This window comes from Streptococcus porcinus (assembly GCF_901542335.1).
Classification (GTDB): domain Bacteria; phylum Bacillota; class Bacilli; order Lactobacillales; family Streptococcaceae; genus Streptococcus; species Streptococcus porcinus_A.
In genome coordinates this window covers 1,999,493-2,024,713 of sequence record NZ_LR594036.1, presented here as the reverse complement: position 1 = coordinate 2,024,713, position 25,221 = coordinate 1,999,493, and the positions used below count along the sequence as shown (strand labels likewise).

Annotated in this window: 26 protein-coding genes, 1 other RNA gene and 1 pseudogene; 23 read left to right on the top strand and 5 right to left on the bottom strand. The window is 37.4% G+C overall.

Annotated elements, in window-relative coordinates; all coding sequences use genetic code 11:
- The first annotated feature begins 62 nt into the window (after nucleotides 1-62).
- From FGK96_RS09810 to FGK96_RS09800, 3 genes are all read left to right on the top strand, one after another.
- Entirely contained in the window at nucleotides 63-503 is a 441-nt protein-coding gene (locus FGK96_RS09810) for a CoA-binding protein (protein WP_138083365.1), read from the top strand.
- A gap of 36 nt (nucleotides 504-539) precedes the next feature.
- Complete coding sequence (gene perR / locus FGK96_RS09805) at nucleotides 540-1,010, top strand: peroxide-responsive transcriptional repressor PerR (protein ID WP_138083364.1); 471 nt, start codon at nucleotides 540-542, stop codon at nucleotides 1,008-1,010.
- Between the two features lie 81 nt (nucleotides 1,011-1,091).
- Nucleotides 1,092-2,413 (top strand): IS3 family transposase gene (locus FGK96_RS09800; RefSeq protein ID WP_138083301.1). Its coding sequence is split into 2 segments (ribosomal slippage): nucleotides 1,092-1,533 and nucleotides 1,533-2,413, totalling 1,323 coding nucleotides; the frame shifts between segments, so codons are not numbered across the junction.
- Between the two features lie 133 nt (nucleotides 2,414-2,546).
- Here the strand turns inward: FGK96_RS09800 and FGK96_RS10680 are convergent.
- A pseudogene (locus tag FGK96_RS10680) lies at nucleotides 2,547-3,314 on the bottom strand (DUF975 family protein).
- Nucleotides 3,315-3,501: 187 nt separating this feature from the next.
- Between FGK96_RS10680 and tgt the strand changes: the two are divergent.
- The 15 genes from tgt to FGK96_RS09720 all read left to right on the top strand — a co-directional run bounded on the left by tgt (nucleotide 3,502) and on the right by FGK96_RS09720 (nucleotide 15,755).
- Nucleotides 3,502-4,644, top strand: a complete 1,143-nt coding sequence (gene tgt / locus FGK96_RS09790; RefSeq protein ID WP_138083363.1) for a tRNA guanosine(34) transglycosylase Tgt — start codon at nucleotides 3,502-3,504, stop codon at nucleotides 4,642-4,644.
- A 111-nt stretch (nucleotides 4,645-4,755) separates the two neighbouring features.
- Complete coding sequence (locus FGK96_RS09785; RefSeq protein ID WP_138083362.1) at nucleotides 4,756-5,061, top strand: CHY zinc finger protein; 306 nt, start codon at nucleotides 4,756-4,758, stop codon at nucleotides 5,059-5,061.
- A gap of 2 nt (nucleotides 5,062-5,063) precedes the next feature.
- Entirely contained in the window at nucleotides 5,064-5,600 is a 537-nt protein-coding gene (locus FGK96_RS09780; protein WP_138083361.1) for a biotin transporter BioY, read from the top strand.
- A gap of 130 nt (nucleotides 5,601-5,730) precedes the next feature.
- Nucleotides 5,731-6,510: an MBL fold metallo-hydrolase gene (locus tag FGK96_RS09775; protein WP_138083360.1), complete on the top strand. Its 780-nt coding sequence runs from the start codon at nucleotides 5,731-5,733 to the stop codon at nucleotides 6,508-6,510.
- Nucleotides 6,510-7,040: a tRNA adenosine(34) deaminase TadA gene (tadA, locus tag FGK96_RS09770; protein ID WP_138083359.1), complete on the top strand. Its 531-nt coding sequence runs from the start codon at nucleotides 6,510-6,512 to the stop codon at nucleotides 7,038-7,040. Before FGK96_RS09775 ends, tadA begins: the two co-directional genes overlap by 1 nt.
- A gap of 9 nt (nucleotides 7,041-7,049) precedes the next feature.
- Nucleotides 7,050-7,139: signal recognition particle sRNA small type (gene ffs, locus FGK96_RS09765), an RNA gene on the top strand.
- Between the two features lie 145 nt (nucleotides 7,140-7,284).
- Nucleotides 7,285-8,634 carry a glucose-6-phosphate isomerase gene (locus FGK96_RS09760; RefSeq protein ID WP_003085392.1) on the top strand — a complete coding sequence of 450 codons (1,350 nt, stop codon included), beginning with the start codon at nucleotides 7,285-7,287 and terminating at the stop codon, nucleotides 8,632-8,634.
- A 146-nt stretch (nucleotides 8,635-8,780) separates the two neighbouring features.
- Nucleotides 8,781-9,581 (top strand): SDR family oxidoreductase, encoded by an 801-nt coding sequence (locus FGK96_RS09755; protein WP_138083358.1) that lies wholly within the window; start codon nucleotides 8,781-8,783, stop codon nucleotides 9,579-9,581.
- Between the two features lie 22 nt (nucleotides 9,582-9,603).
- On the top strand, nucleotides 9,604-11,472 hold the full coding sequence (locus tag FGK96_RS09750) for a BglG family transcription antiterminator (protein WP_138083357.1): 1,869 nt from the start codon (nucleotides 9,604-9,606) through the stop codon (nucleotides 11,470-11,472).
- Entirely contained in the window at nucleotides 11,472-11,948 is a 477-nt protein-coding gene (locus FGK96_RS09745; RefSeq protein ID WP_138083535.1) for a transcriptional regulator GutM, read from the top strand. Before FGK96_RS09750 ends, FGK96_RS09745 begins: the two co-directional genes overlap by 1 nt.
- Nucleotides 11,949-11,960: 12 nt before the next feature.
- Nucleotides 11,961-12,509, top strand: coding sequence for a PTS glucitol/sorbitol transporter subunit IIC (locus tag FGK96_RS09740; RefSeq protein ID WP_138083356.1), 549 nt, complete (start codon nucleotides 11,961-11,963; stop codon nucleotides 12,507-12,509).
- Nucleotides 12,510-12,528: 19 nt separating this feature from the next.
- Nucleotides 12,529-13,518: a PTS glucitol/sorbitol transporter subunit IIB gene (locus tag FGK96_RS09735; protein ID WP_138083355.1), complete on the top strand. Its 990-nt coding sequence runs from the start codon at nucleotides 12,529-12,531 to the stop codon at nucleotides 13,516-13,518.
- A gap of 37 nt (nucleotides 13,519-13,555) precedes the next feature.
- On the top strand, nucleotides 13,556-13,921 hold the full coding sequence (locus FGK96_RS09730; RefSeq protein ID WP_138083354.1) for a PTS glucitol/sorbitol transporter subunit IIA: 366 nt from the start codon (nucleotides 13,556-13,558) through the stop codon (nucleotides 13,919-13,921).
- A gap of 638 nt (nucleotides 13,922-14,559) precedes the next feature.
- Entirely contained in the window at nucleotides 14,560-15,087 is a 528-nt protein-coding gene (locus FGK96_RS09725) for a 5-formyltetrahydrofolate cyclo-ligase (RefSeq protein ID WP_138083353.1), read from the top strand.
- Nucleotides 15,084-15,755 carry a rhomboid family intramembrane serine protease gene (locus FGK96_RS09720; protein WP_138083352.1) on the top strand — a complete coding sequence of 224 codons (672 nt, stop codon included), beginning with the start codon at nucleotides 15,084-15,086 and terminating at the stop codon, nucleotides 15,753-15,755. The genes FGK96_RS09725 and FGK96_RS09720 overlap by 4 nt, the downstream gene beginning before the upstream one ends.
- Nucleotides 15,756-15,798: 43 nt before the next feature.
- Here FGK96_RS09720 and galU read toward each other — a convergent pair whose 3' ends face one another.
- On the bottom strand, nucleotides 15,799-16,707 hold the full coding sequence (gene galU, locus FGK96_RS09715; protein ID WP_138083351.1) for a UTP--glucose-1-phosphate uridylyltransferase GalU: 909 nt from the start codon (nucleotides 16,705-16,707) through the stop codon (nucleotides 15,799-15,801).
- A gap of 25 nt (nucleotides 16,708-16,732) precedes the next feature.
- Complete coding sequence (locus tag FGK96_RS09710; protein WP_138083350.1) at nucleotides 16,733-17,749, bottom strand: NAD(P)H-dependent glycerol-3-phosphate dehydrogenase; 1,017 nt, start codon at nucleotides 17,747-17,749, stop codon at nucleotides 16,733-16,735.
- Nucleotides 17,750-17,943: 194 nt separating this feature from the next.
- On the opposite strand from FGK96_RS09710, the gene FGK96_RS09705 reads away from it, so the two are divergent.
- The 4 genes from FGK96_RS09705 (at nucleotide 17,944) to FGK96_RS09690 (ending at nucleotide 22,768) form a co-directional block, all read left to right on the top strand.
- Nucleotides 17,944-18,396, top strand: coding sequence for a MarR family winged helix-turn-helix transcriptional regulator (locus tag FGK96_RS09705; protein WP_138083349.1), 453 nt, complete (start codon nucleotides 17,944-17,946; stop codon nucleotides 18,394-18,396).
- The gene (locus FGK96_RS09700; protein ID WP_138083348.1) at nucleotides 18,389-20,101 is read left to right on the top strand and encodes an ABC transporter ATP-binding protein; all 1,713 of its coding nucleotides are present in this window, start codon (nucleotides 18,389-18,391) and stop codon (nucleotides 20,099-20,101) included. The genes FGK96_RS09705 and FGK96_RS09700 overlap by 8 nt, the downstream gene beginning before the upstream one ends.
- Nucleotides 20,101-21,885, top strand: a complete 1,785-nt coding sequence (locus FGK96_RS09695; RefSeq protein ID WP_138083347.1) for an ABC transporter ATP-binding protein — start codon at nucleotides 20,101-20,103, stop codon at nucleotides 21,883-21,885. Before FGK96_RS09700 ends, FGK96_RS09695 begins: the two co-directional genes overlap by 1 nt.
- 97 nt (nucleotides 21,886-21,982) lie before the next feature.
- Nucleotides 21,983-22,768 (top strand): epoxyqueuosine reductase QueH, encoded by a 786-nt coding sequence (locus FGK96_RS09690; protein ID WP_138083346.1) that lies wholly within the window; start codon nucleotides 21,983-21,985, stop codon nucleotides 22,766-22,768.
- A 41-nt stretch (nucleotides 22,769-22,809) separates the two neighbouring features.
- On the opposite strand, the gene FGK96_RS09685 is transcribed toward FGK96_RS09690, so the two are convergent.
- Together FGK96_RS09685 and FGK96_RS09680 are read right to left on the bottom strand one after the other, a co-directional pair.
- Nucleotides 22,810-24,054 carry an NAD(P)H-dependent oxidoreductase gene (locus FGK96_RS09685; protein ID WP_138083345.1) on the bottom strand — a complete coding sequence of 415 codons (1,245 nt, stop codon included), beginning with the start codon at nucleotides 24,052-24,054 and terminating at the stop codon, nucleotides 22,810-22,812.
- Between the two features lie 17 nt (nucleotides 24,055-24,071).
- Nucleotides 24,072-24,674, bottom strand: coding sequence for an NADPH-dependent FMN reductase (locus FGK96_RS09680; RefSeq protein WP_003084465.1), 603 nt, complete (start codon nucleotides 24,672-24,674; stop codon nucleotides 24,072-24,074).
- 180 nt (nucleotides 24,675-24,854) lie between these two features.
- Between FGK96_RS09680 and FGK96_RS09675 the strand changes: the two genes are divergently transcribed.
- On the top strand, nucleotides 24,855-25,214 hold the full coding sequence (locus FGK96_RS09675) for a YbaN family protein (RefSeq protein WP_138083344.1): 360 nt from the start codon (nucleotides 24,855-24,857) through the stop codon (nucleotides 25,212-25,214).
- Nucleotides 25,215-25,221: the final 7 nt, after the last annotated feature.

Below are 25,221 nucleotides of genomic sequence, written 5' to 3'. Positions count from 1 at the left end.
GAAAGGGAAATTGTACTGACAGTGATTGTAAAGATCACTTATGATAGGGAAATGGGGAATCAATGACTTACACCTTTCAAAATCCACCAGAAGCAATACTAAAAACCTACCTTAGCCAGGCTAAAACAATTGCTGTTGTTGGACTTTCAGATCGACCTGAAACGGCTGCTTATGGTGTTGCTAAGTTTTTGCAGGCAATGGATTATCAGATAATCCCCGTCAACCCTAAACTAGCTGGTCAAACCGTTTTAGGACAAAAAGTTTATGCAAGCTTACAAGACATTCCCATATCTATTGATATTGTTGATGTTTTTAGACGCAGTGAAGCTTTGCCGCAAGTTGCAGAGGATTTTATCGAAACGGACGCAAAGGTTTTTTGGGCACAATTAGGTCTCCAAAGTCAGGAAGCTGAAAAGCTTTTAAGGGCTAGTGGCCGTCAAGATATTGTTATGAATAGATGCCTCAAAATAGACTATCGGAATATTATATTGAATCAAGATTAAAACTACCCGCGAAAATAGATTGTTAGGAGATTGCTTATGGATGTTCATTCACATAACCAACAAGCTTTAGATGCCTTTGAAAATGTTTTAGAGCATCTACGAGAAAGACATATTAGGATTACAGAAACGCGTAAGGCTATTATTTCATATATGGTTTTGTCAACAGAGCATCCAAGTGCGGACAAAATTTACCGCGATTTAAAGGACGATTTTCCTAACATGAGCTTGGCCACCGTTTACAATAATTTAAAAGTACTAGTAGATGAGGGGTTTGTTTCTGAAATTAAAATTTCCAACGATTTAACCACATATTATGATTTTATGGGTCACCAACATGTTAATGTGGTTTGTGAGGACTGCGGTAAGATTGCTGATTTCATGGATGTCGATGTGATGGATGTCGCTAAGGAAGCTTATGACCAAACTGGCTATAAAGTTACTCGTATTCCTATCATTGCTTATGGGATTTGTCCAGAATGTCAGAAGAAAAGTAAACGTCTCTATTAATCAATGTGACAAAAACCAACAAGGATATTGCACTGCACCCCAAAAGTTAGACAAAAAATCTAACATTTGGGGTGTTTTTGTATGAAATTAAGTTATGAAGATAAATTAGAAATTTATCGTTTAAAGAAGTCAGGTGTTTCCTGGACTCAATTAGAGATTCAATTTGGAGTAACCCGCTGCAACTTAAAATATACCATTCGACTGATGGATCGTTATGGAGTCGAGATCGTTAAGAAGCAAAAGTACCAAGCTTATTCACCTGAAATGAAGCAAGAAATGATTAATAAAGTCTTGAAAGATGGGCAATCCTTAATGTCAGTTTCTCTAGATTACGCCTTCCCAAATCCAGGAACTCTTGCCAATTGGATAGCGCAATACAAGAAAAATGGTTATACTATTGTTGAGACAACAAAAGGGAGACCAGCAAAAATGGGACGTAAACCAAAGAAAACTTGGGAAGAAATGACTGAATTAGAGCGCCTTCAGGAAGAGAACGAATATCTCAGAACGGAGAACGCCTTCCTAAAAAAGTTAAAAGAGTTAGAAGAACGGGACGAAGCTATCGAGAAAGAACGACAGAAATCATTAAAGAAATGGTTGATGGAGGATTTAGATTAGGTTTACTTCTAAGAGCAGCTCAATTAGCTCGTTCTACCTATTACTATCATCTTAAGCAACTAGAACAAGATGATTTAGACAAGTCCATTAAAGACCAAATTCAAGAAGTCTATCAGAAACATAAAGGTAACTATGGCTATCGTCGAATCACTTTGGAACTGCGTAACAGAGGTTTTATCATCAACCACAAAAGAGTTCAGCGCTTGATGAAAGAACTAGGTTTAACAGCGAGAATACGTCGCAAAAGACGCTATTCATCTTATAAGGGTGAGGTTGGAAAGAAAGCAGATAACCTTATTCAACGCCATTTTGAAGCCTCTAAACCTTTTGAGAAGTGTTACACCGATGTGACTGAATTTGCTTTACCTGAGGGAAAACTCTATTTATCACCAGTTCTTGATGGTTATAATAGCGAGATAATAAACTATACCATTTCACGTTCTCCTAACTTAAACCAAATTAAAACGATGCTAGAAAAGACATTTCCAGATAAATACTATAACGGAACTATTTTACATAGTGATCAAGGCTGGCAGTATCAGCACAACTATTATCATCACTTTTTAAACTCTAAAGGTATCCGTCCATCTATGTCACGTAAAGGAAACAGCCCTGACAATGGGATGATGGAATCCTTCTTTGGCATATTAAAGTCAGAAATGTTCTATGGCTATGAGAGCTACTATAAATCTCTGGGAGATTTAGAAAAAGCTATTAAAAAATATATTGATTATTACAACAATAAACGGATCAAAGTAAAACTAAAAGGACTTAATCCCGTATAATACAGAACTAAATCCTTTGCTTAAAATATAATGTCCAACTTTTGGGGGTCAGTACATATAGCCTTGTTGGTTTTTTCATATCATATAATAAAAGAAGATGTTTTATCTAGATTTGTTTTAGGTATTACTTCTGCTACTTTACCACTTCTTTAGAAGCTTTAAGGTCTTCGTAGAAATAGAGTTCAGAGGTTATTAGGTAAGGATAGAGATAAATGATTAATAACCCAAAAGATAATAGTAAGAGAATAAACCATCCTAGAAAACTAAGATGTAAAAGAAAATTTTTCCACTTGTAACCTTTTGTTAAGGAGACACTCTTATCAATGATATCTGATGCTCCAGTATAGTTTCCATTTTGTAATTGATCAAATAAAATATACTGGCTTTTTGAATAGGCATATTGACGATTAATAGCAATAGCAAGACCAATAAGACTAGTCATAACCCCAATAATAAGGGGAAAAAGCGCTACCGATAAACCATTCATCTGATAGAGATAGATACCTAATACTATGATTCCGACCCCAACAAAAAAAATAAGTGACCAAACCAATAAAAGGAGCTAACGAATCAAGCCAAGGAAGAGAATTTTCCAGAAAAAAGGTCTAGAAAAGCTGAGGCCTATATCATTAAAAGATACTCGGTTTTGCTGGCGTCGAATGACCTTTAAGATGGTAAAAGCAGCGGAGAGACCTAATAAGCTCGAGATAATATTTAGAATGGTTGGAAAGATTGAAGCAAAGATAGACAGTTGAATTTGTTCTTCAATTAAATAATTTTGATGAATTTGAACACTAATTAAAAAGAAAATAAATAAAATGGGAAGAAAAAATAACTGGTATTTACCAGGCAAGCCTTTTAGTGTAGCTTTAGCTTGGGTTTTGTATTGAGATAATTTCATTTAGCCTCCTTTTAGTATATTTTATTATAGCATAAGTTAGAAAGCTTTTCGAATACTAGATTGTTCCTTAAGGGTCATGACAAGCCCTCTTTTTTTTGATAGAATAATAGAGCTATAGACGAAAAAGTCTAGGTCATACTTAGTTTGATTAAAGCGCAAGACTGTTATTCTTGAAAGCGAGGAAAAAATGACTGATTATCCAATAAAGTACCGTCTCATAAAAAAAGAAAAACATACTGGGGCTCGCCTTGGGGAAATTATTACACCCCATGGAACTTTCCCAACTCCTATGTTCATGCCCGTTGGTACACAGGCTACTGTTAAAACACAATCTCCTGAAGAACTCAAACAGATGGGCTCAGGGATTATTCTCTCCAATACCTACCATTTGTGGTTACGACCTGGAGATGAATTGATTGCAAAAGCTGGAGGGCTTCATAAGTTTATGAACTGGGACCAGCCGATTCTAACGGACTCAGGCGGTTTTCAGGTTTATTCTCTAGCTGATTCTCGTAATATAACGGAGGAAGGGGTAACCTTTAAGAATCATCTTAATGGTTCAAAAATGTTCCTTTCCCCAGAGAAAGCAATTTCAATTCAAAATAATCTGGGGTCTGATATCATGATGAGTTTTGATGAATGCCCACAATTCTACCAACCTTATGATTACGTCAAAAAATCAATTGAAAGAACCAGTCGTTGGGCAGAAAGAGGTCTCAAGGCACATCGTCGCCCACATGACCAAGGTTTATTTGGAATTGTTCAAGGCGCTGGTTTTGAAGATTTACGTCGCCAATCAGCAGCTGACTTAGTCGCTATGGATTTCCCTGGGTATTCCGTTGGTGGTTTGGCTGTTGGTGAATCCCATGAAGAGATGAATGCTGTTCTTGATTTTACAACACCTTTACTACCAGAAAATAAACCACGCTACTTGATGGGGGTAGGAGCGCCAGATAGCTTGATTGATGGTGTTATCCGTGGTATTGACATGTTTGACTGCGTACTACCAACCCGTATCGCTCGTAACGGAACATGTATGACTAGTCAAGGACGTTTAGTTGTTAAGAATGCTAAATTTGCTGAAGATTTTACTCCCCTTGATCATGATTGTGATTGTTATACTTGTCAAAATTATAGCCGAGCTTATATTCGTCACTTGTTGAAAGCAGACGAAACATTTGGTATTCGTCTGACAAGTTATCATAACCTCTATTTCTTGGTAAATCTTATGAGAAAAGTTCATCAAGCTATTATGGACGATAACCTTTTGGAGTTTCGTGAAGATTTCCTTGAGCGTTATGGATATAATGTTTCTAACCGGAACTTTTAAAAAAACAGAGTTTAGCTCTGTTTTTTTAGTGTTCTATAGTTACCTGATTTTTAAAACAAGGTTGACAAAGGTGCTGTTTTTCATTAAACTGATAGACAGAAAAGAGATATTATGGATTATTATGGAATGGATTTAGATCATGAATCACGTTGCTGTCATTATCATGGACCTAAAGATATTGTTACTTTAAAATGCCAAGCTTGTCAAAAATACTATGCCTGTTACCAGTGCCACGATAGTTTAGAGGATCATCGTTTTAGCCCCAGCGGCAAAACTGAATCCTTTCCAGTATTATGTGGCTCTTGTAAGAGTCAGCTGAGCTTAGAGGCCTATGAAGGGGGATATTGTCCCTATTGTAACAAAGCTTTTAATCCAAAATGTGCTTTTCATAAAGCTATCTATTTTAAAAAGGAGTAAAGATGTTTACAACTAAAGACTTAGCCTACGTGGCTATGATGACAACCTTGATTATTATCCTTGGATTTATCCCCCCAATCCCACTGGGCTTCATTCCTGTTCCTATCGTTTTGCAAAATATGGGAATTATACTTGCAGCTTTGCTATTGGGTGGCAAAAAGGGAAGTATGTCCGTTCTTTTATTCTTATTAGTTGGATTTTTTGTTCCAGTTTTTTCAGGTAAAGCCACGACAGTTCCAGTGTTTATGGGGCCAACCGCAGGGTATGTTTTTGCTTGGCTTCTAGTTCCCTTTCTTTTTGCTTTTCTTTTTAACCTGTTTAAAAAGCAGAGTAAACTCATGATTTTTGCCCTCATTTGGGTGGTAGGTGTACTTTTAGTAGATATCTTTGGTGCTATTTGGTTGTCCATTCATACAGGAATGCCAATCAGTGCGGCATTGGTCTCTAATCTTGCCTTCATTCCAGGAGATACTATTAAGGCAGCACTTGCGACTCTTCTTGCATTAAAGTTAAGAGAGTCATACATTAATATTCGGTAGTGAGTAAATAAAGACTTTGTTCTTTGTTTAAAAACAGGCCTTCAGGGGGGCTTGTTTTTTATTCTTCAAGAAAGCTAGAAGTGAGGATTTCTGATATAATAATGGAAATGAAGAAAGAAGGTTTAGTCTTATGAAAATTACAACCTTAGGCTCTTGGGGAGGATATCCTTATAAAGATCAAGGGACAACCTCATATCTTTTGACTGGCCATGATGGCTTTCAGCTCCTAATGGATGCTGGTAGCCGTGCTTTAAATGAATTAGAAAAAGTAGTGAGTCCTCTAGATTTAGATGCCGTTATCATCAGTCATTATCATCCTGACCATGTGGCTGATTTGGGTGTTCTTCGTCACTATCGTCAACTCTACCCCAAGCAGCTATGGGAACCTAAACTATTACCTATTTATGCACACAATGAAGACCAAACTGAATTTGCCAAATTAAGCTTACCAGATGTCTCTGTTGGTGTAGCTTATGATGTGGAAGGTTCACAATCCATTGGCCCTTTTGATATTTCCTTTATTAAAACGGTTCATCCTGTTGTTTGCTATGCTTTTCGTATTGTCGAGAGGCAAACAGGACAGGTTCTAGTCTTTACTGCAGATACTGGTTATTTTGATGATTTAGCTTTATTTGCAGCAGATGCAGATCTCTTTTTGGCAGATGTTTATCTTTATGAAGGTAATGAAAATCATATAGCGCACTTAACCACTAAAGAAGCCGGGCAAATTGCTCAGCAAGCTAAGGTAAAAAAACTAGCTCTCACCCATATGCCTCCTCTCCCACCGCAGGGTGTTGATCCAAGTCGTCACCTCGAAATATTAAAAGAGGAAACGCAAAAATATGCAGGCCCTATTCCAGTAGAATTAGCATTTCCTCATAAATCATGGGACTTAGGAAGTATGAACTAATGGCATATAGTCAAGATGAAAAAGAATTTTTCATGCGTGAAGCTTTGAAAGAGGCCGAGAAATCTTTGGTAAAAGCTGAAATTCCAATAGGTTGTGTCATTGTTAAGGAAGGAAAAATTATCGGACGCGGGCATAATGCCAGAGAAGAGCTAAATCAAGCTATTATGCATGCAGAAATTATGGCAATTAATGAAGCAAATGTTCACGAAGGAAATTGGAGATTACTAGAAACTACTCTTTTTGTAACGATTGAACCCTGTGTTATGTGCAGTGGTGCTATTGGACTAGCAAGGATACCGCATGTGATTTTTGGAGCTCCCAATCAAAAATTTGGTGGTGCAGGGAGCTTATACCAGATTTTAACGGACCAAAGACTGAATCATCGGGTGGAATTAGAAAGTGGTCTTCTAGAAGTAGAATGTGCTAAAATTATGCAGGATTTTTTCCATCAGAGCCGTCTCCAGAAGAAAGAAGCTAAAAAGCTAGTTAAAGCGCAAGCAAGTTCAGGTCTTGCCAATCAGTCCTTTTAATGGTAGAATATTAGGTGGAGCAACACTTGTGCGTGAAGTGGGTCAGGGGAGGAATCCAGCAGCCCTAAGCGATTTCGGGTGTGTGCTCTATTTTTTTCTTTTTATAGGAAGCGCTATTTTCATGTGTTTTTTCTGAAAGTAGAGAAAGATTTCACACATTGTGAAAAAAGCTTCAAAATGATTGAAAAAATGATAACAAAGAGTTAATATAGTAAATGAAGGCAAAAATTATAAGGGGTATATTATGTCACATATTAAATTTGATTATTCAAAAGTCCTTGGACAATTCGTTGCACCACATGAATTAGACTATATGCAGATGCATGTTTCTGCAGCTGACGCGGCTTTACGTCAGGGAACAGGTCCTGGAGCTGAAATGACAGGCTGGTTGAATTTACCAGAAGATTATGATAAAGAAGAATTTGCTCGTATTCAAAAAGCAGCGACTAAAATCCAATCTGATAGCGAAGTACTCGTTGTTATTGGTATTGGTGGGTCATATCTTGGTGCGCGTGCTGCTATTGATTTTTTAAGCAATTCATTTGTTAACTTACAAACTGCTGAAGAACGTAAGGCACCCCAGATTCTCTATGCCGGGAACTCAATCTCTTCTAACTACCTTGCTGATTTAGTTGACTATGTTGCTGATAAGGATTTCTCAGTTAATGTGATTTCAAAATCAGGCACAACCACTGAACCTGCGATTGCTTTTCGTGTTTTTAAAGAACTTCTTGTTAAAAAATACGGTCAAGATGAAGCTAACAAACGTATCTATGCTACAACCGATAAGGCTAAAGGTGCTGTCAAGGTAGAAGCTGACGCTAATGGCTGGGAAACTTTTGTTGTTCCAGATAGCGTAGGTGGTCGCTTTACTGTTTTAACACCAGTTGGTTTACTTCCGATTGCTGCTTCAGGTGCAGACATTACTAAATTGATGGAAGGTGCTAATGCAGCTCGTCAAGCTTATTCTTCAGAAAAAATCTCTGAAAATGAAGCTTATCAGTATGCTGTTATCCGAAATATTCTTTATCGCAAAGGATATATCACTGAAGTGTTTGCCAACTACGAACCGTCACTTCAATACTTTAGTGAGTGGTGGAAACAATTAGCTGGTGAATCAGAAGGTAAGGATCAAAAAGGTATTTATCCAACTTCAGCTAATTTCTCAACAGATTTACATTCCTTAGGACAATTTATCCAAGAAGGTTACCGTAATCTTTTTGAAACTGTTATTCGTGTGGATAAACCACGTAAAAATATTACTATTCCAACTGAAGCAGCTGATCTTGATGGTTTAGGTTACTTACAAGGTAAAGATGTGGACTTTGTCAATAAAAAAGCGACAGATGGTGTTCTTCTTGCCCATACAGATGGTGGTGTTCCAAATACCTACTTAACAATCCCTAACCAAGATGAGTTTACGTTAGGCTATACCATTTACTTCTTTGAAATTGCAATTGCACTTTCAGGTTATCTAAATGGTGTTAACCCATTTGATCAACCAGGTGTTGAAGCTTACAAGAAAAATATGTTCGCCCTACTTGGTAAACCTGGATTTGAAGAACTAGGTGCAGAGTTAAATGCTCGACTCTAAAAGTCATACGTTAAAAGCCCTTAGGGGCTTTTTTGTTTGGGCTTGATTAGTATCACAAATTTTAAGAGTTGATAAAAAAGGCTGTCTTAATTTTAGTTTGAAAGCGTTTTATAATTAACTGGTAATTATAAAAAAGGAGGAATGGAATGACAGACTGGTTAAATATTGCTGGTAAGGCAGTGATTGTTACGGGTGCCTCATCTGGCATTGGTAAAGCTATAGTGGAGGAACTATTGGAGCTTGATGTTCTGGTTGCGAATTTTGACATCGTAGACAATGCTTTAAAGCATCCTAATCTGATGTTTGTTCAGGTGGATGTGACTTCTCGTAAAGAAGTGGAAAATGGTGTGTCAAAAGTTTTGGAGCGGTTTGGTAAGATAGATGCGTTAGTTAATAATGCGGGAATTAATATCCCACGTTTATTAGTTGACCCGAAGAATCCTCGTGGTCAATACGAGTTAGACGATGAGACTTTTGACAAAATAACAACTATTAATCAAAAGGGCCTTTATTTAGTTAGTCAAGCAGTTGGCCGAATTTTGGTAGAACAAAAATCTGGTGTTATCATCAACATGGCGTCTGAAGCAGGACTTGAAGGTTCTGAAGGACAAAGTGTTTATGCTGCTACAAAAGCAGCAGTCTATTCTTACACCCGCTCATGGTCAAAAGAGTTAGGAAAGCACGGAGTACGTGTTGTTGGAATAGCTCCTGGTATTATGGAAGCTACAGGCTTAAGGACATTCGCCTATGAAGAAGCTTTGGGATATACTAGAGGAAAAACCGTTGAAGAAATTCGTGCGGGGTATTCATCCACAAGTACGACTCCACTTGGACGTAGTGGTAAACTCAGTGAAGTTGCGGATCTTGTTGCCTATTATATTTCTGACAGATCAAGCTATATTACTGGAATTACAACCAATGTAGCAGGTGGGAAGACAAGAGGATGACATCCCGTTAGAAAGGATAGTCGTGGCATTAGTTAACCGTTGGTATGACATCTTAGAAGCGTTAGTGATTCAAAATCAGATAACTTTTGATGATTTAAGAAAGCGGCTGCAGATTAGTCCACAAACACTAACAAAAAGTATTGAACAATTAAATACAGTTCTAGATGGTGACATTGAAATTATTCAGCAGAATAATCTTATTGAACTAGCTGTATATGATTATGCAAGGTTCGAAACCATATTAACTGGAAGTTTACGCAAAGCAAGTGATTTTAACTCAGCTAGTAAACGAGTTGCTTATATCTTAAAGCGTTTGCTTGAGGCGACTTCCCCCATAATTATCGACGATTTGGCCGAAGAACTTGCTGTAAGTAGAAGTACAATCAATAAAGACTTAAAGACTGCCAAAATGATTGCTCGTGATTACCAAGTCTCTATCAAGGGTATTCCAAACCGAGGGATCCAAATTTATGGAGCAGAAATGCAATTAAGGCTTCTATTTATCCACCATGTTTATAATTATTTTGATCCGGAAATTTTAAAAAAAGATAGTTACTCCTTCTTGGAGAAAGTCTATTCATCTTATCGTCTTCCGCGAAGAATTCAAGAATTGCTGACAAATACAATTGCTATAAGTATCAAACGAATTCAGGAAAATCATCACTTGTCAACGGCTATCCCCTTCTATAGTAATGAAGTTAATTCAACAAGTTTTATGGAAGAAATCGTTTATCATTTAGAGTTGGATTATCATATTTCAATGAGTTACTTTGAGCGAAACTTCATTTCTTTTGCTCTTAATACACAGTACATAGAAGGATTGTCTTATCAAGAAGGGATGCTAGATCCGGACTTTATTAACTTGTATCAAAAGATGATTGCGCAAGTAAAGGATAGGCTACTGGTTCATTTTGATGACCATAAACTATTCCTTGAGATGCATACCCATCTTAAATTTTTAGTTAATCGTTTGATTTTTCATATCCAAGCAAACGACCTTTTTCACGGGGAAATTCAACACAAGTACCCCTTAGCATTTGAAATGGCGACTGTAGCAGGTAAGGTTTTAGAGGAAGTCTTTTCAACACCGCTTGAGTTATCTGAATGTAGCTATTTAGCCCTTTACTTTGAACTGATTATGCGTGATAAGGATAAGGTTAGAGAAAAAAGCACAAAAAAAATAGCAGTTGTTTGTACTACAGGTAGGGGAACAGCTCATTTGATTTGTCAGCGTTTAGCAAAAGTTCTAGGTCCAGATATTGAAATTTCCCAATTCTCTGAGGAACAGTTTAATCCAGAAAAAGATGATGATTACTTTGCAATTTTTACAACAGTACCCCTCAAATTTGGCCAGTTAAAATCTCCACTGGTCCAGATTACTAATTTATTTAATGATCAATGGTTACAAAATGAATGGCAAAGGGTGCATTATTTCCATCAAAAACGATTGCAGAGCAATATTATCCGTTTCATGAGATTACAAACAGAAGGAACCTATCCCGATATCTTGACAAAAATGGCTGACGCTTTAGTTAGAGAAGGTTTGGTTGATTGTGGCTTTACTGAAAGAATTATCCAGAGAGAAAGAGTCCAGTCAACCATATTTGGAAATCAGATTGCCCTTCCCCATGCTCTTAACCAGCTAGACAAAAAACCAATACTGATGGCAGGCATTTTAGATAGGCCTTATCAAGAAAATGGCCAGCAAGCAACCCTGATTTTTATGATAGCGATCCCTGCAAAAATTGAAGAAGAAATGGAGTCGGAGTTGCTGGAACTTTATGACGATATCTTTAGGATTTCAAATGATCCTATCTTAAAGAGGGAATTAATGTCGCTTGAAACGCAAGAAGCTTTTATTCAATTGACTGAAGAAAGAGGAATTTTTTGATGGATACAATTGTTGTCTTCGCTATTATAGTTATAGTAGCATATCTTGTTCAAATCATATTAGGAATGAAGCAGTTAAAGCATTTCAATCATGTTTACGCCCAGCTTCGCCAAAAAGGTCGTGTAGCAATTGGTCGCAGATCAGGTAAAGTCAAAGCGGGCACGCTTGTTATGTTCGCTATAGATCAAGCTGGTACAGTTCTAGATGCACGTAAAATGCAAGGTGTAACTGTTGCTGCTCGTTTTAAAGAAATGCCACAATTTATAGGTCAAGATATCCACTATTTTGACAGTTATAATCCCTTAATTCGTCAGGAAAACAAACTTCTTCAGGTTGCTATTGAAGATGCTAGAGATTTATTTTTACAAATTGAGGCTGGGTCTTATCAAGAAGCTCCAAAATATAGTTCGGCACTTGATCTGGACGTCCATGTGAAGGGACTAATGACACGTTTAAAATATCAGTTAAAAAAATAAAAGGAGTTTAAAATGGATTATATTACAAAATTCGCAGAAGGTTTTATGAAACTTTTTCAATTAGGTGGCGAAACCTTTATTAGTTGGATGACAGGTATTGTTCCTGTAGTATTAATGCTCTTAGTTGCTATGAATGCTTTTATTGCCTTATTAGGTGAGGAGCGTGTGAATAAGCTGGCAGCTGTATCTGCTAAAAATCCTATTAGTCGTTATATGATTCTTCCCTTTATCTCAGCTTTTATGCTTGGGAATCCAATGGCTATCAGTATGGGACGCTTTATGCCTGAATATTATAAACCTAGTTATGTTGCTTCACAAATGCAATTTTGTCACACTTCCAATGGTGTTTTTCCTCATATCAATCCCGGTGAGTTATTTGTTTGGTTAGGTATCGCGACGGGTATTAAAACATTAGGATTAAGCCAAATGGAATTAGCTATTCGTTACTTACTTGTAGGTCTAATTATGAACTTTATTGGCGGTTGGGTAACTGATTTTACAACTGCTTACGTTGCCAAGCAACAAGGTGTGACACTAAGGAAAACAGTGAAACTTGATTAAGAAAAAGGAGCTTAAGAAAATGGTTTATCAAAGTATAAAAGTTGTTAAAGGTAGTGGTGGCTATGGTGGCCCACTTGTTATTACTCCAACTGAAACCAAGCACAAATTTATCTACATCACTGGTGGAGGTGAAAAACCAGAAATTGTTGACAAAATCGCTTCATTAACAGGTATGGAAGCTGTTAATGGCTTTAAAACTTCTATTCCAGATCAGGAAATCGCCCTAGCTATTGTTGACTGTGGTGGAACCTTGCGTTGTGGGATTTATCCTAAAAAAGGGATTCCGACAATTAATATTGTAGCTACAGGAAAAAGTGGTCCCTTAGCGCAATACATTACAGAAGATATTTATGTCTCTGCTGTAGGCCTTAATCAAATTTCAACAACTGATGAAACAGCACCACTTAGTGAACTCAGCCAAGAAGTTTCCTCAAAGGGGAGCTACGACACCAGTAAAAAAATTACAGAACAACGGGCAGAGTCTAGTTTTGTTGCCCGCATAGGGATGGGAGCAGGTAAAGTCGTTGCCACTTTTAACCAAGCAGCTCGCGATGCTATTCAAACAATGTTAAATACTATTTTACCATTTATGGCTTTTGTTTCTCTTTTAATTGGGATTATTCAAGGGTCGGGAGTTGGTAATTGGTTAGCCAAGTTAATGGTTCCTCTAGCAGGAAATATTTGGGGGCTTGTTATTATTGGTTTTATTTGTTCATTACCATTTTTATCGCCGTTGTTAGGTCCGGGGGCTGTTATTTCACAAATTATTGGTACTTTAATTGGTGTTGAAATTGGTAAAGGAAATATTCCACCACAAATGGCCTTACCAGCTTTGTTTGCTATCAATACACAAAATGGCTGTGATTTTATCCCAGTTGCACTTGGTTTAACTGAGGCAGAGTCAGAGACTGTTGAAGTTGGTGTTCCATCTGTCCTCTATTCACGTTTCTTAAACGGGGTGCCGCGTGTCATTGTTGCATGGATTGCCAGTATAGGGCTTTATCAATAAAATAGTTTTCAAGAAAATAAAAAGAAGGGATGTTAAAATGGTTAAAGTATTTGAAACCAAGATCATAGCAGTCGGACCAGAAGCAGAAGAAATGATTAGAAATGCCAATATGTTGATCCTCTTTGGACAAGGAGCTCCAGAAGATCTAGCTGAATTTTGTTACACTATTGATAATAAAACGCTTCTTGGTGATATTAAGCCCGGAGGAAAGATAATGATTGATGAAGATGAATATCACATCACGGCTGTTGGTAGCCTAGTTACTAAAAACTTAAAAAATCTTGGGCATATAACGATTTCATTTGATGGAGAACAACAAGCTTCTCTACCAGGGACTTTACATGTACTGGGCTCAACCTCACCAAATATAGGGTTGGGAAGTCGTGTTCTCTTCATGCAATAAAGTGATTCGCATCTACCATTTCTATTATCCCTAAATTAATTTAGCCCTAAGGGGCTTTTTGGATCTGAAAACAGCTCTAAAACGATCACACCTTTAAATAAAATCAACAAAAAAGATTTGATAATCACAAAACTCTTGTTTTTCACTTGAATTGATTGAGAACTTAAGAGGCCCCTAAAAAGTCTTCAAATTGAGAAAATTCACATAGGTGGCTAACTCAATAAGGCAAAAAAAGGTAACTCGAAGCGAGTTACCTTGGAGATTTATGAAAAGGATAAATGAAGTAGGAAACTTATTTATCCCCACGGTTTAGGAGACCGTTATTTAGGAATGACTATAATATACTACCATTACCTTAAATAATTCTTAAATTATTTTCAAACAATTCTTGTTTGTTAAACTTTTTGAGTAAAATAAAGTTGTTGGAAGTAAGATTCTAACTTTTAAATCAAGTACTAGAAATTGGCTTAAGCCTTAAAGTAGCGGATAGCTTATCAAGAGGATATCCCGATAGTTGTTTAGGTAATATAACTAAAAAAAGGTTTTATGTTTTCGATGAAATTAAACTCTCGTTTCGATAAATTTCAATACAGTATTAGAAATCTTTCTAACTGTTGAAATTGTGTTAAAATAAGCCTATGATAAAAAAAGACATTCGTAATGAGGTTTTAGGAACTCTAAAAGCTATGAACAAAAAAGAAAAGCATCAGAAAGATCAGGCCTTGCTAGGGGCGATGGTCTCAACGGCTACCTATCAGCGTGCTAAAGTTATAGCTACTTACTTAGCCATGCCAACTGAGTATGAGACTGCTCTTCTCATTAAGCAGGCACTTAGTGACGGAAAAATGGTTTTAGTACCTAAAACCTATCCAAAGGGAGTGATGGAATTTGTAGCTTATGACCCTGAAAAACTTGAAAGGACTTCTTTTGGTTTACTTGAGCCAACAAGTCCAATAGCGGTACCCAAAAAGGATATTGATATGATACATGTCCCAGGAGTAGCTTTTAATGCTAAAGGGTTTAGAATTGGTTATGGTGCAGGCTATTACGACCGTTATCTGAGTGATTATCAAGGAGCAACCATTAGCACTATCTATGATTGTCAACAGAGTGACTTTCAAGCTGAATCCTATGACATTGCTGTTCAGGAGGTTCTTGTAAGATGACCTATAATTTGAAAAAGAGTCCAGTTACCTTCTTCTTTCTATCCCTTACTATTTTAGTTTTTCTTGCTATGCAATACTATTATGGACAGGCAGCTAGATCCCCTCAAGCAGTCTTTCACTTTGGTGGTATGTTTGGTTTAGCTGTCAAAGCGATGCCTAGTCAAATTTGGCGTCTATTGACTCCGATTTTTGTCCATATCGGTTGGCAACACTTCCTTTTAAATACGCTAACTCTATTCTTTATTGGTCAATTAGCAGAAACTATTTGGGGATCAAAAAATTTCTTTCTTCTCTATATCTTATCTGGAGTTATGGGAAATCTCCTTACTTTGCAATTAAGTCCGGGCGTAGTTGCCGCAGGTGCATCAACATCCTTATTTGGGATCTTTGCAGCAATTGTGATTTTGGGTATTTTTAGTGAGAACCATCATTTGAAAACTTTTGGGAAGTCTTATCAGACATTGATCGTACTAAACCTAGTGATGAATATATTTATGCCTAATGTTAGCCTAGCAGGACATCTTGGAGGGGTGCTAGGCGGTGGGCTCTCGGCTATTTTTCTGTCGAACCAAGTCGATCCATTGTTGGCAACTAAAAAGCAAAAAGGTATAGCAGCTTTAGTCTATGGGACAATAGGTGCCCTTATTTTAGTAGGTATTTTTATCTAAGTTTATGAAAATAAGCAACTACAAACTAGTAGTTGCTTATTTATTAGTCTTTAGTTTTTGATTTCGTTTCTAGAGTATGTCCAAGTTTAATGATATAGTCTTTAAGATCTTCTTTTACTTGAGGGTGTTTTAGAGCATAGTCAATTGATGTTTTCATAAAACCAAATTTGTCACCCACATCATAACGTTGGCCGGTGAATTCACGGGCAAAGACACGCTGAGTTTTATTTAGTGTATCAATAGCATCAGTTAATTGAACTTCATTTCCTGCACCTGGAGCTTGGTTTTCAAGGATGCCGAAAATTTCTGGAGTTAGCAAGTAACGACCGATGATAGCTAGGTCACTTGGAGCATCTTCTGGTTTTGGTTTTTCAACAAAATTATCAACGCTATATAAACCATTGACAGCCTTTCCGTGTGGTGCAATAACGCCATAAGACGAAACATCGGAATGTGGGACTTTCATAACGGCAATGGTTGAAGCATGGGTTGTTTGGTAGTCGTCCATCAGTTGTTTCGTCAAAGGAACAGCTTGATTATCTGTGATATCCATTAAGTCGTCGCCCAACATAACAATAAAAGGTTCATTGCCGACAAAGGCTTTAGCTTGTAAAACAGCATCCCCTAACCCACGTGGGTGGCTTTGGCGAATAAAGTGTAGGTTGATTGAGGTTGTTTCGTCAACCAATTTTAGTAACACAGTTTTACCTTTAGCTTGCAGATTATATTCCAATTCAAAGTTTGAGTCAAAGTGGTCTTCAATAGAGCGCTTAGCTTTACCAGTTACAACTAGAATCTCTTCGATACCAGATTTGAGAGCTTCTTCGACGATGAATTGAATGGTTGGTTTGTCAACGATAGGTAACATTTCTTTTGCCAAAGCCTTGGTTGCTGGCAAAAAACGCGTTCCTAAACCTGCCGCCGGAATAATTGCTTTTCTTACTTTAGTCATTTATGTCTCCTCTTGATAATAGAAATTAATGCCATTCATTTTCGGATTTAAATTCGTTGGACATCATGCCAAGGATGCTTTCTTTAATATCGGCTCCTTCATAAATAGATTTATAGATTGCGGTGGTAATCGGCATATAGACACCTAATTCTTGGGCAATCTCATAGGCTACCTTTGTAGTAGAAATTCCCTCAATAACCATTCCCATGCTACGCTCGATATCTTCTAATTTTTCCCCGCGCCCAAGTGCATCCCCGGCACGCCAGTTTCGAGAATGGACAGAGGTACCAGTGACTATAAGATCTCCGACTCCTGATAGCCCACTGTAAGTTAGGGGATCGGCGCCAAGTTTTACACCAAGACGGGTGATTTCAGCAAGCCCGCGTGTAATGACAGCTGCTTTAGCATTATCACCATAACCTAAACCATGTAATGCTCCTGCACCAACGGCAATAATATTTTTAAGGGCGCCGGCGGTTTCAACACCAACAACATCTTTATTAGTGTAAAGACGAAAATACTGGTTGCTAAAAATGGACTGAACATATTTAGCGGCTTCCAAGTCTGTAGATGCAGCGGTGATTAAGGTAATGTCACGGACAATAGTCTCTTCAGCATGACTGGGTCCAGATACAACAACAACATCACTCCGTAAGTGCGTTGGAACTTCTTCAGAAATTACCGTTGAAAGGCGTTCATGGCTACCCGGTTCAAGTCCTTTTGAAGCATGCATCATGATAACTTTATGGTCTAAGGTTGTGGCAACTTGCTTAGCCACTAAACGGGTAACTTTCGTTGGGACAACGAATAAAACAGCATCAACATCTGTGAGGGCCTCTTTCAAATCAGTTGTCGCTTTAATAGTTTTATCAATAACAATATCTTTGAAATAACGACTATTAGTGTGTGTAGCGTTGATTTCATCAATTTGTTCTTGGGAGTCTCCCCAAAGGCACACATCGTGACCGTTGTCATTTAAAACTTGTGCAAGTGCTGTCCCCCATGAACCTGGTCCCAAGACTGCAATTTTTTCTTTTTTCATTTCCATCTCCTTTAAGAGTCATCACCTCATTATATCATAAGAGCTATTATTACTCTATTAGAAAAGGGGATAGAAAGCCTATGGGGATAGGGGGAGAAAATTAATCTCATTTTTCTTAATATTAAAGACATATTTCTTGACAATAGTTCTTAAGAGAACTAAAATGGTCATCATGAGAACTAAGGAGGATAATAATGTCGCGGATTATTGCTGATTTGAGAGATTTAACTCATCAAATAGAACAAATTAGTGAAGAAATTGCCCAAAAGTATAATCTTGCCCACTTAGCTGGACCTCAAGGGCATGTTTTAATCTTTCTGAGTAGAAATTTTGAAAGAGAACTATTTGTTAAAGATATTGAAACAGAGCTTGGAATTTCAAAATCAGTCGCTAGTAACCTTGTTAAGCGGATGGAAAAAAATGGGTTCATTGAAGTCATACCATCGCAAACAGATAAGCGTTATAAACAAGTTGTAATGACGCAAAAAGGAGTGGATAAATTACCACTTTTACAAGAATGTCGTAAAGATGTTGAAAATTATTTCTTTAAGGAAATCACAAAGGAAGAATTTCAAGTTGTCCGAAAAGTAATATATCAACTCAAACAAAATATGCTTGACTATAAAAAAGGAGAAGAAGATGCTTAAAAAAGCCATTCTTAAATATAAATGGTATGCACTGGGCTCTTTTATGATGATTATAGGTGTAGTAGCTAGTACTTTGTTACAGCCGCATTATCTGAAAGATGTCCTAGAAGCTGTTATTAAAAATGATAAAACAAAAATAGCGCAAGTTGGGGTTTTGCTACTGATAATTGCCGGAATCGGTTTAATTGCAGGGACAGTCAATACCATTTTATCAGCTAAAATTGTCCAAGGTGTCTCAGCTGATATTCGGGAAGAAACTTTCCGTAAAATACAGAGTTTTTCTTATGCAAATGTCGAAAAATTTAATGCAGGAAACTTAGTCGTTCGAATGACTAATGATGTGAATCAAATTCAAAATTTAGTCATGATGCTATTCCAAGTTCTCTTTCGCTTACCAATTTTATTTATTGGTGCCTTCTATATGGCCGTCCAAACTTTACCAAAATTATGGTGGGTTTTAGTTTTAATGGTGATTTTGATTGCTATTATTATGTCCTTGGTTATGAGCCAAATGGGGCCACGTTTTGGTAAATTTCAATCTTTAATGGATAAGATTAACCGTATTGCAAAAGAAAATCTTCGTGGTGTTCGTGTGGTTAAATCTTTTGTTCAAGAACGTGAGCAATATGCTAAATTCAAAGAGACATCAAATGAGTTACTTGGGTTAAATCTTTTTATTGGCTATGGTTTCTCAATGATGCAACCAGCTTTAATGCTGGTATCTTATCTGGCAGTCTATGTCTCTATTTTGATTGTTTCTGGAATGGTAAAGACAGAGCCGACAGTTATTGGTAGTATCGCTTCCTTTATGACTTACATGATGCAGATTATGTTTTCTATCATTATGGTTGGTTTTATGGGGATGCAAGCAAGTAGGGCATTTATTTCTATTGGCCGTCTTAAAGAAGTTCTCGATACTGAGCCAGCAATGACTTACGTTAATAATGAGGACGAAACAGAAATTTCTGGTAATATTGTCTTTGAAGAGGTCAGTTTCACGTACCCTAATGAAGAAGAGCCTACTTTGAAGGATATTTCTTTTTCAATTCAATCTGGACAAATGGTGGGTATCGTTGGAGCTACTGGTGCTGGTAAGTCAACATTGGCACAGCTAATTCCACGTTTATTCGATCCCCATAAAGGTCGTATCTTAGTCGGTGGTAAAGATCTTAAGAGCTTAAGCCAGCAAGCATTAAAAGAAAATATTTCTATTGTTCTGCAAAAAGCTATCCTCTTTTCTGGTACGATTGCCGAGAACTTGCGCCAAGGGAATGCTATGGCTGATTTTGACACTATGCAACGGGCAGCAACAATTGCTCAAGCTAGGGAATTTATTGATCGTATGGATGATGGTTATGAAAGTCAAGTTGAAGAACGTGGCAACAACTTCTCGGGTGGTCAAAAGCAACGAATGTCCATTGCACGTGGCGTTATCAATAATCCGAAGATTTTAGTATTAGACGATTCAACGTCAGCTTTGGATGCTAAGTCTGAAAAATTAGTTCAAGACGCCCTAAACCACGACTTGAAGGGGACAACAACAGTTGTTATTGCCCAAAAAATTTCATCTGTGGTAAAAGCTGACACTATTTTGGTTCTTGATAATGGTCGTTTGATTGGTCAAGGTAAGCATGCGGATTTAATCGCAAATAACGCTGTTTATCGTGAAATTTATGAAACACAAAAAGGTAAGGAGGAAGACTAATGAAGACAGCGCGTTTTTTTTGGTTTTATTTTAAACGCTATAAAATCTCCTTTGTTTTTATAGCAATTGCCATTATTCTAGCCACTTACCTTCAGGTCAAGGCCCCTGTTTTCCTTGGGGAATCCTTAACGGAGCTTGGGAAACTTGGTCAAAAGTATTACGTAGCTAAAATGGCTGGTCAATCAGCATATCACCCTGATACATCTGCTTTTATGGCTGTTATGACTAAACTTTTATTGGCATATCTTTTTACAGCTCTAGCTAATCTGGTGTATAGCTTACTTTTTACACGTATCGTAGCACACTCAACTAACCGGATGCGTAAGGGGTTGTTTGGGAAATTGGAACGCTTAACAGTTTCTTTCTTTGATAGTCATAAGGATGGTGCTATTCTTTCTCGCTTTACTAGTGATTTAGATAATATTCAAAATTCCCTGAACCAGTCCTTAGTCCAAGTTGTGACCAATATTGCTCTTTACATTGGTTTAGTTTGGATGATGTTCCGCCAAGACCCCCGTTTAGCCCTCTTAACAATGGCAACAACGCCTCTTGCGCTTATCATTTTAGTTGTTATTATCCGTCTAGCTAGAAAGTATACAGATATTCAACAAAAAGAAGTATCAGCACTTAATGCTTACATGGATGAGAAAATTTCTGGTCAAAAAGCAATTATTGTTCAAGGTGTTCAAGAAGAAACAATTGATGGTTTCGTAGAGCATAATGAAAAAGTCCGAGCAGCAACCTTCAAAGGTCGCCTTTTTGCAGGTTTACTCTTTCCAGTCATGAACGGAATGAGCTTGCTAAACACGGCAATCGTTATATTTATCGGTTCAAGTATTGTCCTCAATGACAAATCCATTTCAATGGCTGTTGGACTTGGATTGGTTGTGACATTTGTTCAATTTTCGCAACAATATTATCAGCCAATTATGCAGGTGGCTGCCTCATGGGGCGAACTCCAGCTTGCTTTCACAGGCGCTAGCCGTATCCAAGAGATGTTTGATGAGGCTGAGGAAATCAGACCTCAGAATGCTCCGCTTTTCACTGAGTTAAAAGAAGAAGTTGCCATTAACCATGTTGATTTTGGTTACAAACCTGGTAAAAAGGTGCTTTCTGATGTGACCATCAAAGCTCCTAAAGGCAAGATGATTGCCGTTGTCGGTCCGACGGGTTCAGGTAAGACCACTATTATGAACTTGATTAATCGTTTTTATGATGTTGACAGTGGTTCCATTACTTTTGATGGGATTGATATCCGTGATTACGACCTGGATAGTCTTCGAAAAAATGTCGGTATTGTCCTACAAGAATCTGTTTTATTTTCTGGCACAATTGCTGATAATATTCGTTTTGGGGACGAAAGTATTAGTCAGGAGATGGTAGAGATTGCTGCGCGCGCTACCCATATACACGAATTTATTATGTCTCTTCCTGAAGGTTATGAGACCATGGTCACAGACGATGAGAATATTTTCTCTACTGGGCAAAAACAATTGATTTCAATTGCTAGGACATTACTGACCGATCCACAAGTTTTGATTTTGGACGAAGCTACTTCCAACGTTGACACTGTAACCGAAAGTAAGATTCAAAAAGCTATGGAAGCTATTGTAGCTGGCAGAACCAGTTTTGTTATCGCCCATCGCTTGAAAACAATCTTGAATGCAGATGAAATTATTGTTCTTAAAGATGGTAAAGTTATCGAACAAGGAAATCATCATGAATTGTTACATCAAAAAGGCTTCTATTCAGAACTTTACCACAACCAGTTTGTCTTTGAATAAGAGAAAAAAGTTGAGTTTCTTCTCAACTTTTTTTGATTTACAAAGTGACTTATAGTATCCTATCAATATGGAAGACTGTACAATAGAGGAAAATAAGATGATTAACGTTGAAGATGTATTGAGGAAGGCTAAGCCAAATCAAACTATTAATTATGACAAACTCATGCAAGAAATGCGGAAGGATTGGTTAAAGAAAGAGATTAGACCACGGATTCTAATGCATGTTTGCTGCGCTCCATGTTCGACTTATAGCTTGGAGTATTTAGCGGATTTTGCCGATATAACAGTCTACTTTGCGAATTCCAATATTCATCCTAAAACAGAATATCAACGAAGAGCACTAGTCACACAAGAATTTATCAAGGCATTTAATGAAAAGACTGGACATAAGGTTGCCTATATAGAGGAAGTCTATCAACCTAATAACTATATCCAAAAAGTAAGGGGACTTGAAAACGAGCCAGAGGGTGGTGAACGGTGTCGCGTTTGTTTTGATTATCGTTTGGATTTAACAGCCCGTAAAGCTGTAGAATTGGATTTTGATTATTTTGCTAGTGCTCTAACTATAAGTCCTCATAAAAATGCCAAATTGATTAACCAGATTGGGATTGATATTCAAAATTGTTACCGAACCAAATACCTTCCGAGTGATTTTAAGAAGAATAATGGTTATCGTCGCTCGGTTCAAATGTGTCAAGAATATGATATTTATCGTCAATGTTACTGTGGCTGTGTATACGCAGCTAAGTCACAAGGAGTTGATTTAAGGCAAGTAAAGATGGATGCAAAAGCTTATTTAGATAATCAACAAAGATTAGAAGAATCAGAAGCTTCGGTAAGAGTGCCATTTATTTATCAAGGAAAAGAAATCAAGAGCAAGTAAAAAACAACTTTTGTTATGAAAAGTTGTTTTTTGATTTAAATTTAATGCTCAGAAGCACCCGACGTAGCATCGGCTTCAGCGACTACGGGACTGGTAGCTATCCCAGTATCTGAGGCACCAGATGTGGCATCAACGCTTGTATGGGAAGTAGGTATTGCATTAGCTTTTCCTCCTACCAAATGTTGACCCGTTTCTTTTAAATACCAGTCCAACCATGGTTTGAAGTTGAAGACAATTTCGTTGATGCCTGAGAATGAGCCATCAGGATAATACATAGCTTGATAGTTATGTGTATTGATGACTTCAGCCGGAGATCCAGGAACGATGGTGCGTACATATTCTTCATTACCATTACGTAAAGAACCAATTACCCACTCCACATTTTTCATACGTCCAGGTGGAAGCGAACCATGGACAGTTGATAGACGATTGCCAACTTGTTCAGGAAGACGCTTTGCATACATGGTTTCAGGATCTTGATGAGCATTATTGTAGTATAAAAATTGGTTATTATCGTCTGAGTAAGTTAATTCAAATGGCATAGCTTTTAAGAACATGTTGAGTTGATTGACTGTTAGGAGACCATGATCCAACTTGACGTAGGTGTCCCCTTCAACAGCATTGACGATTTTAGCAGCTTTTTCCAACCAGTCAGGATCGTCTGGGTCGACTTCCTTGATTGTTGTTGAAATTGGCTTCCCACAATCCAAATCCTCAGGCTCAATTGCTTTAGGTTGGCGGAGTGATGAGACAACTTTTACATATTTAATAAAATTATCAAGACAACTTTCTAAGAACAAAACAGTCCCCTCGTTACTAATATTGCCACTGTTATCAAAAGCCTCTTTAGCCTTACCAAGCAAAAATTCATTTCCTGGAAGTGTAAATGCATTAACACCAGGTGCTTCTAAGATTTTACGAAGGTGAACTTGAGCACGTGAGGTCCCTTGATCATAATAAGAGGCACCAACAATCATAACTGGCTTGTTTTCAAGTGGGTGAAGCTTAAAGGATAACCATTCAAGAGTACTCTTCAGAGCGGGTGTAATCGTATGGTTGTGTTCAGGTGTTGCAATAATGACGCCATCTGCACGCGTGATTTTATGGTAGAGGTATCTAATGGCAAAGCAATCAGATTGATCTTGATCTTGGTTAAACATGGGAATATCTTTGATTTCTAAAACTTCAATCTCACATTTTAATTTAAAGTGGCGTCTCATAAACTCTAACAACATTCGGTTGTAAGATTGTTCTGCATTTGAGCCAACAATAGCGACAAATTTCATAGTAAGGTCCTTTCTTATTACAAGTTTTCCCAGTCAAAATCCTCAGCCTCTTTACGTAAAAGTTCCTGAGCATGTGATAGTTTTCCAGCAATCTTAACAAAAATTCGGAAATCATCAAAGATAGCATCCAATTTTTGAATGGTTTCTAAATCAAAGAGATTACCGTTAGCATCAAATGCTTGTAAAGAATGGGAAAGCAAAAATTCATCTGGCAGAACAGTTGCTTTTAACTCAGGAGCATTTAAGATTTGCCGTAATTGCAATTGCGCCCGCGAGGAGCCCAAAGTTCCGTAAGAAGCCCCGGTGATCATCACTGGCTTACCAAGCAAGGGATAAATTCCATAAGATAGCCAAGCTAAAGCATTCATCAATGAAGCGGGCACTGAATGGTCGTATTCAGGTGTACCGATAATGACACCATCGGCTTCTTCAATTTTAGCAGCCATTTCAGTGACTATTTTAGGCAACTCTTTGTTAGCAGGTTTATTGAAGAGAGGAAAATCTTTGATTTCCATTAATTCAATTTCTGCTTTATCTGCAAAATGATTTGACATATATTGGAGAAGTTGACGGTTAGTGGAATGACTTGAATTTGTACCAACAAGACCAATGACTTTCATAATAATTCCTCTATTTCTAAAATTTCAAGAACTTTTTCTCATTACAATGATACCGCTTTAATATAAGAATAGCAATTATTTTCTGAATTATTCATTTATATATGATCTAAGCCTAGAAAACATAGAAAGAGCGAGTCCCTTTTATTTTTGATATAATAGTAAGAAATGAAAAGGATTATCATGAAAAAAACATTATATATCAGTGCTGGCTGCCTTAGTTTTGCCTTGGCAATCTTAGGCATACCTTTGCCATTATTACCGACAACACCTTTACTTTTACTAGCGGGCTTTTGTTTTTCGCGTAGTTCTGACCGCTTTAACAATTGGCTGCGTAGCACTAAAGTTTACAAATATTATGTAGGTGACTACCTTGAAACACGGATTATCCCCCGTGCCCGTAAAAAACAAATTCTCGTTCAAGTTTGGATATTAATGGGAATCTCAATTATTTTTATGCCCTTTATTTGGATGAAAATCATTTTCTTTACCATGACGACTATCATGTCTGTGGTATTATTCCGATTTGTCCCAGAGAAATGAGGCTAAT

Excerpts from the sequence above, each read along its gene's own strand:
- FGK96_RS09810 (WP_138083365.1), top strand. The coding sequence starts at position 63 with ATGACTTACACCTTTCAAAATCCACCAGAAGCAATACTAAAAACCTAC.
- perR (WP_138083364.1), top strand. The coding sequence starts at position 540 with ATGGATGTTCATTCACATAACCAACAAGCTTTAGATGCCTTTGAAAAT.
- tgt (WP_138083363.1), top strand. The coding sequence starts at position 3,502 with ATGACTGATTATCCAATAAAGTACCGTCTCATAAAAAAAGAAAAACAT.
- FGK96_RS09785 (WP_138083362.1), top strand. The coding sequence starts at position 4,756 with ATGGATTATTATGGAATGGATTTAGATCATGAATCACGTTGCTGTCAT.
- FGK96_RS09780 (WP_138083361.1), top strand. The coding sequence starts at position 5,064 with ATGTTTACAACTAAAGACTTAGCCTACGTGGCTATGATGACAACCTTG.
- FGK96_RS09775 (WP_138083360.1), top strand. The coding sequence starts at position 5,731 with ATGAAAATTACAACCTTAGGCTCTTGGGGAGGATATCCTTATAAAGAT.
- tadA (WP_138083359.1), top strand. The coding sequence starts at position 6,510 with ATGGCATATAGTCAAGATGAAAAAGAATTTTTCATGCGTGAAGCTTTG.
- FGK96_RS09760 (WP_003085392.1), top strand. The coding sequence starts at position 7,285 with ATGTCACATATTAAATTTGATTATTCAAAAGTCCTTGGACAATTCGTT.
- FGK96_RS09755 (WP_138083358.1), top strand. The coding sequence starts at position 8,781 with ATGACAGACTGGTTAAATATTGCTGGTAAGGCAGTGATTGTTACGGGT.
- FGK96_RS09745 (WP_138083535.1), top strand. The coding sequence starts at position 11,472 with ATGGATACAATTGTTGTCTTCGCTATTATAGTTATAGTAGCATATCTT.
- FGK96_RS09740 (WP_138083356.1), top strand. The coding sequence starts at position 11,961 with ATGGATTATATTACAAAATTCGCAGAAGGTTTTATGAAACTTTTTCAA.
- FGK96_RS09735 (WP_138083355.1), top strand. The coding sequence starts at position 12,529 with ATGGTTTATCAAAGTATAAAAGTTGTTAAAGGTAGTGGTGGCTATGGT.
- FGK96_RS09730 (WP_138083354.1), top strand. The coding sequence starts at position 13,556 with ATGGTTAAAGTATTTGAAACCAAGATCATAGCAGTCGGACCAGAAGCA.
- FGK96_RS09725 (WP_138083353.1), top strand. The coding sequence starts at position 14,560 with ATGATAAAAAAAGACATTCGTAATGAGGTTTTAGGAACTCTAAAAGCT.
- FGK96_RS09720 (WP_138083352.1), top strand. The coding sequence starts at position 15,084 with ATGACCTATAATTTGAAAAAGAGTCCAGTTACCTTCTTCTTTCTATCC.
- galU (WP_138083351.1), bottom strand. The coding sequence starts at position 16,707 with ATGACTAAAGTAAGAAAAGCAATTATTCCGGCGGCAGGTTTAGGAACG.
- FGK96_RS09710 (WP_138083350.1), bottom strand. The coding sequence starts at position 17,749 with ATGAAAAAAGAAAAAATTGCAGTCTTGGGACCAGGTTCATGGGGGACA.
- FGK96_RS09705 (WP_138083349.1), top strand. The coding sequence starts at position 17,944 with ATGTCGCGGATTATTGCTGATTTGAGAGATTTAACTCATCAAATAGAA.
- FGK96_RS09700 (WP_138083348.1), top strand. The coding sequence starts at position 18,389 with ATGCTTAAAAAAGCCATTCTTAAATATAAATGGTATGCACTGGGCTCT.
- FGK96_RS09695 (WP_138083347.1), top strand. The coding sequence starts at position 20,101 with ATGAAGACAGCGCGTTTTTTTTGGTTTTATTTTAAACGCTATAAAATC.
- FGK96_RS09690 (WP_138083346.1), top strand. The coding sequence starts at position 21,983 with ATGATTAACGTTGAAGATGTATTGAGGAAGGCTAAGCCAAATCAAACT.
- FGK96_RS09685 (WP_138083345.1), bottom strand. The coding sequence starts at position 24,054 with ATGAAATTTGTCGCTATTGTTGGCTCAAATGCAGAACAATCTTACAAC.
- FGK96_RS09680 (WP_003084465.1), bottom strand. The coding sequence starts at position 24,674 with ATGAAAGTCATTGGTCTTGTTGGTACAAATTCAAGTCATTCCACTAAC.
- FGK96_RS09675 (WP_138083344.1), top strand. The coding sequence starts at position 24,855 with ATGAAAAAAACATTATATATCAGTGCTGGCTGCCTTAGTTTTGCCTTG.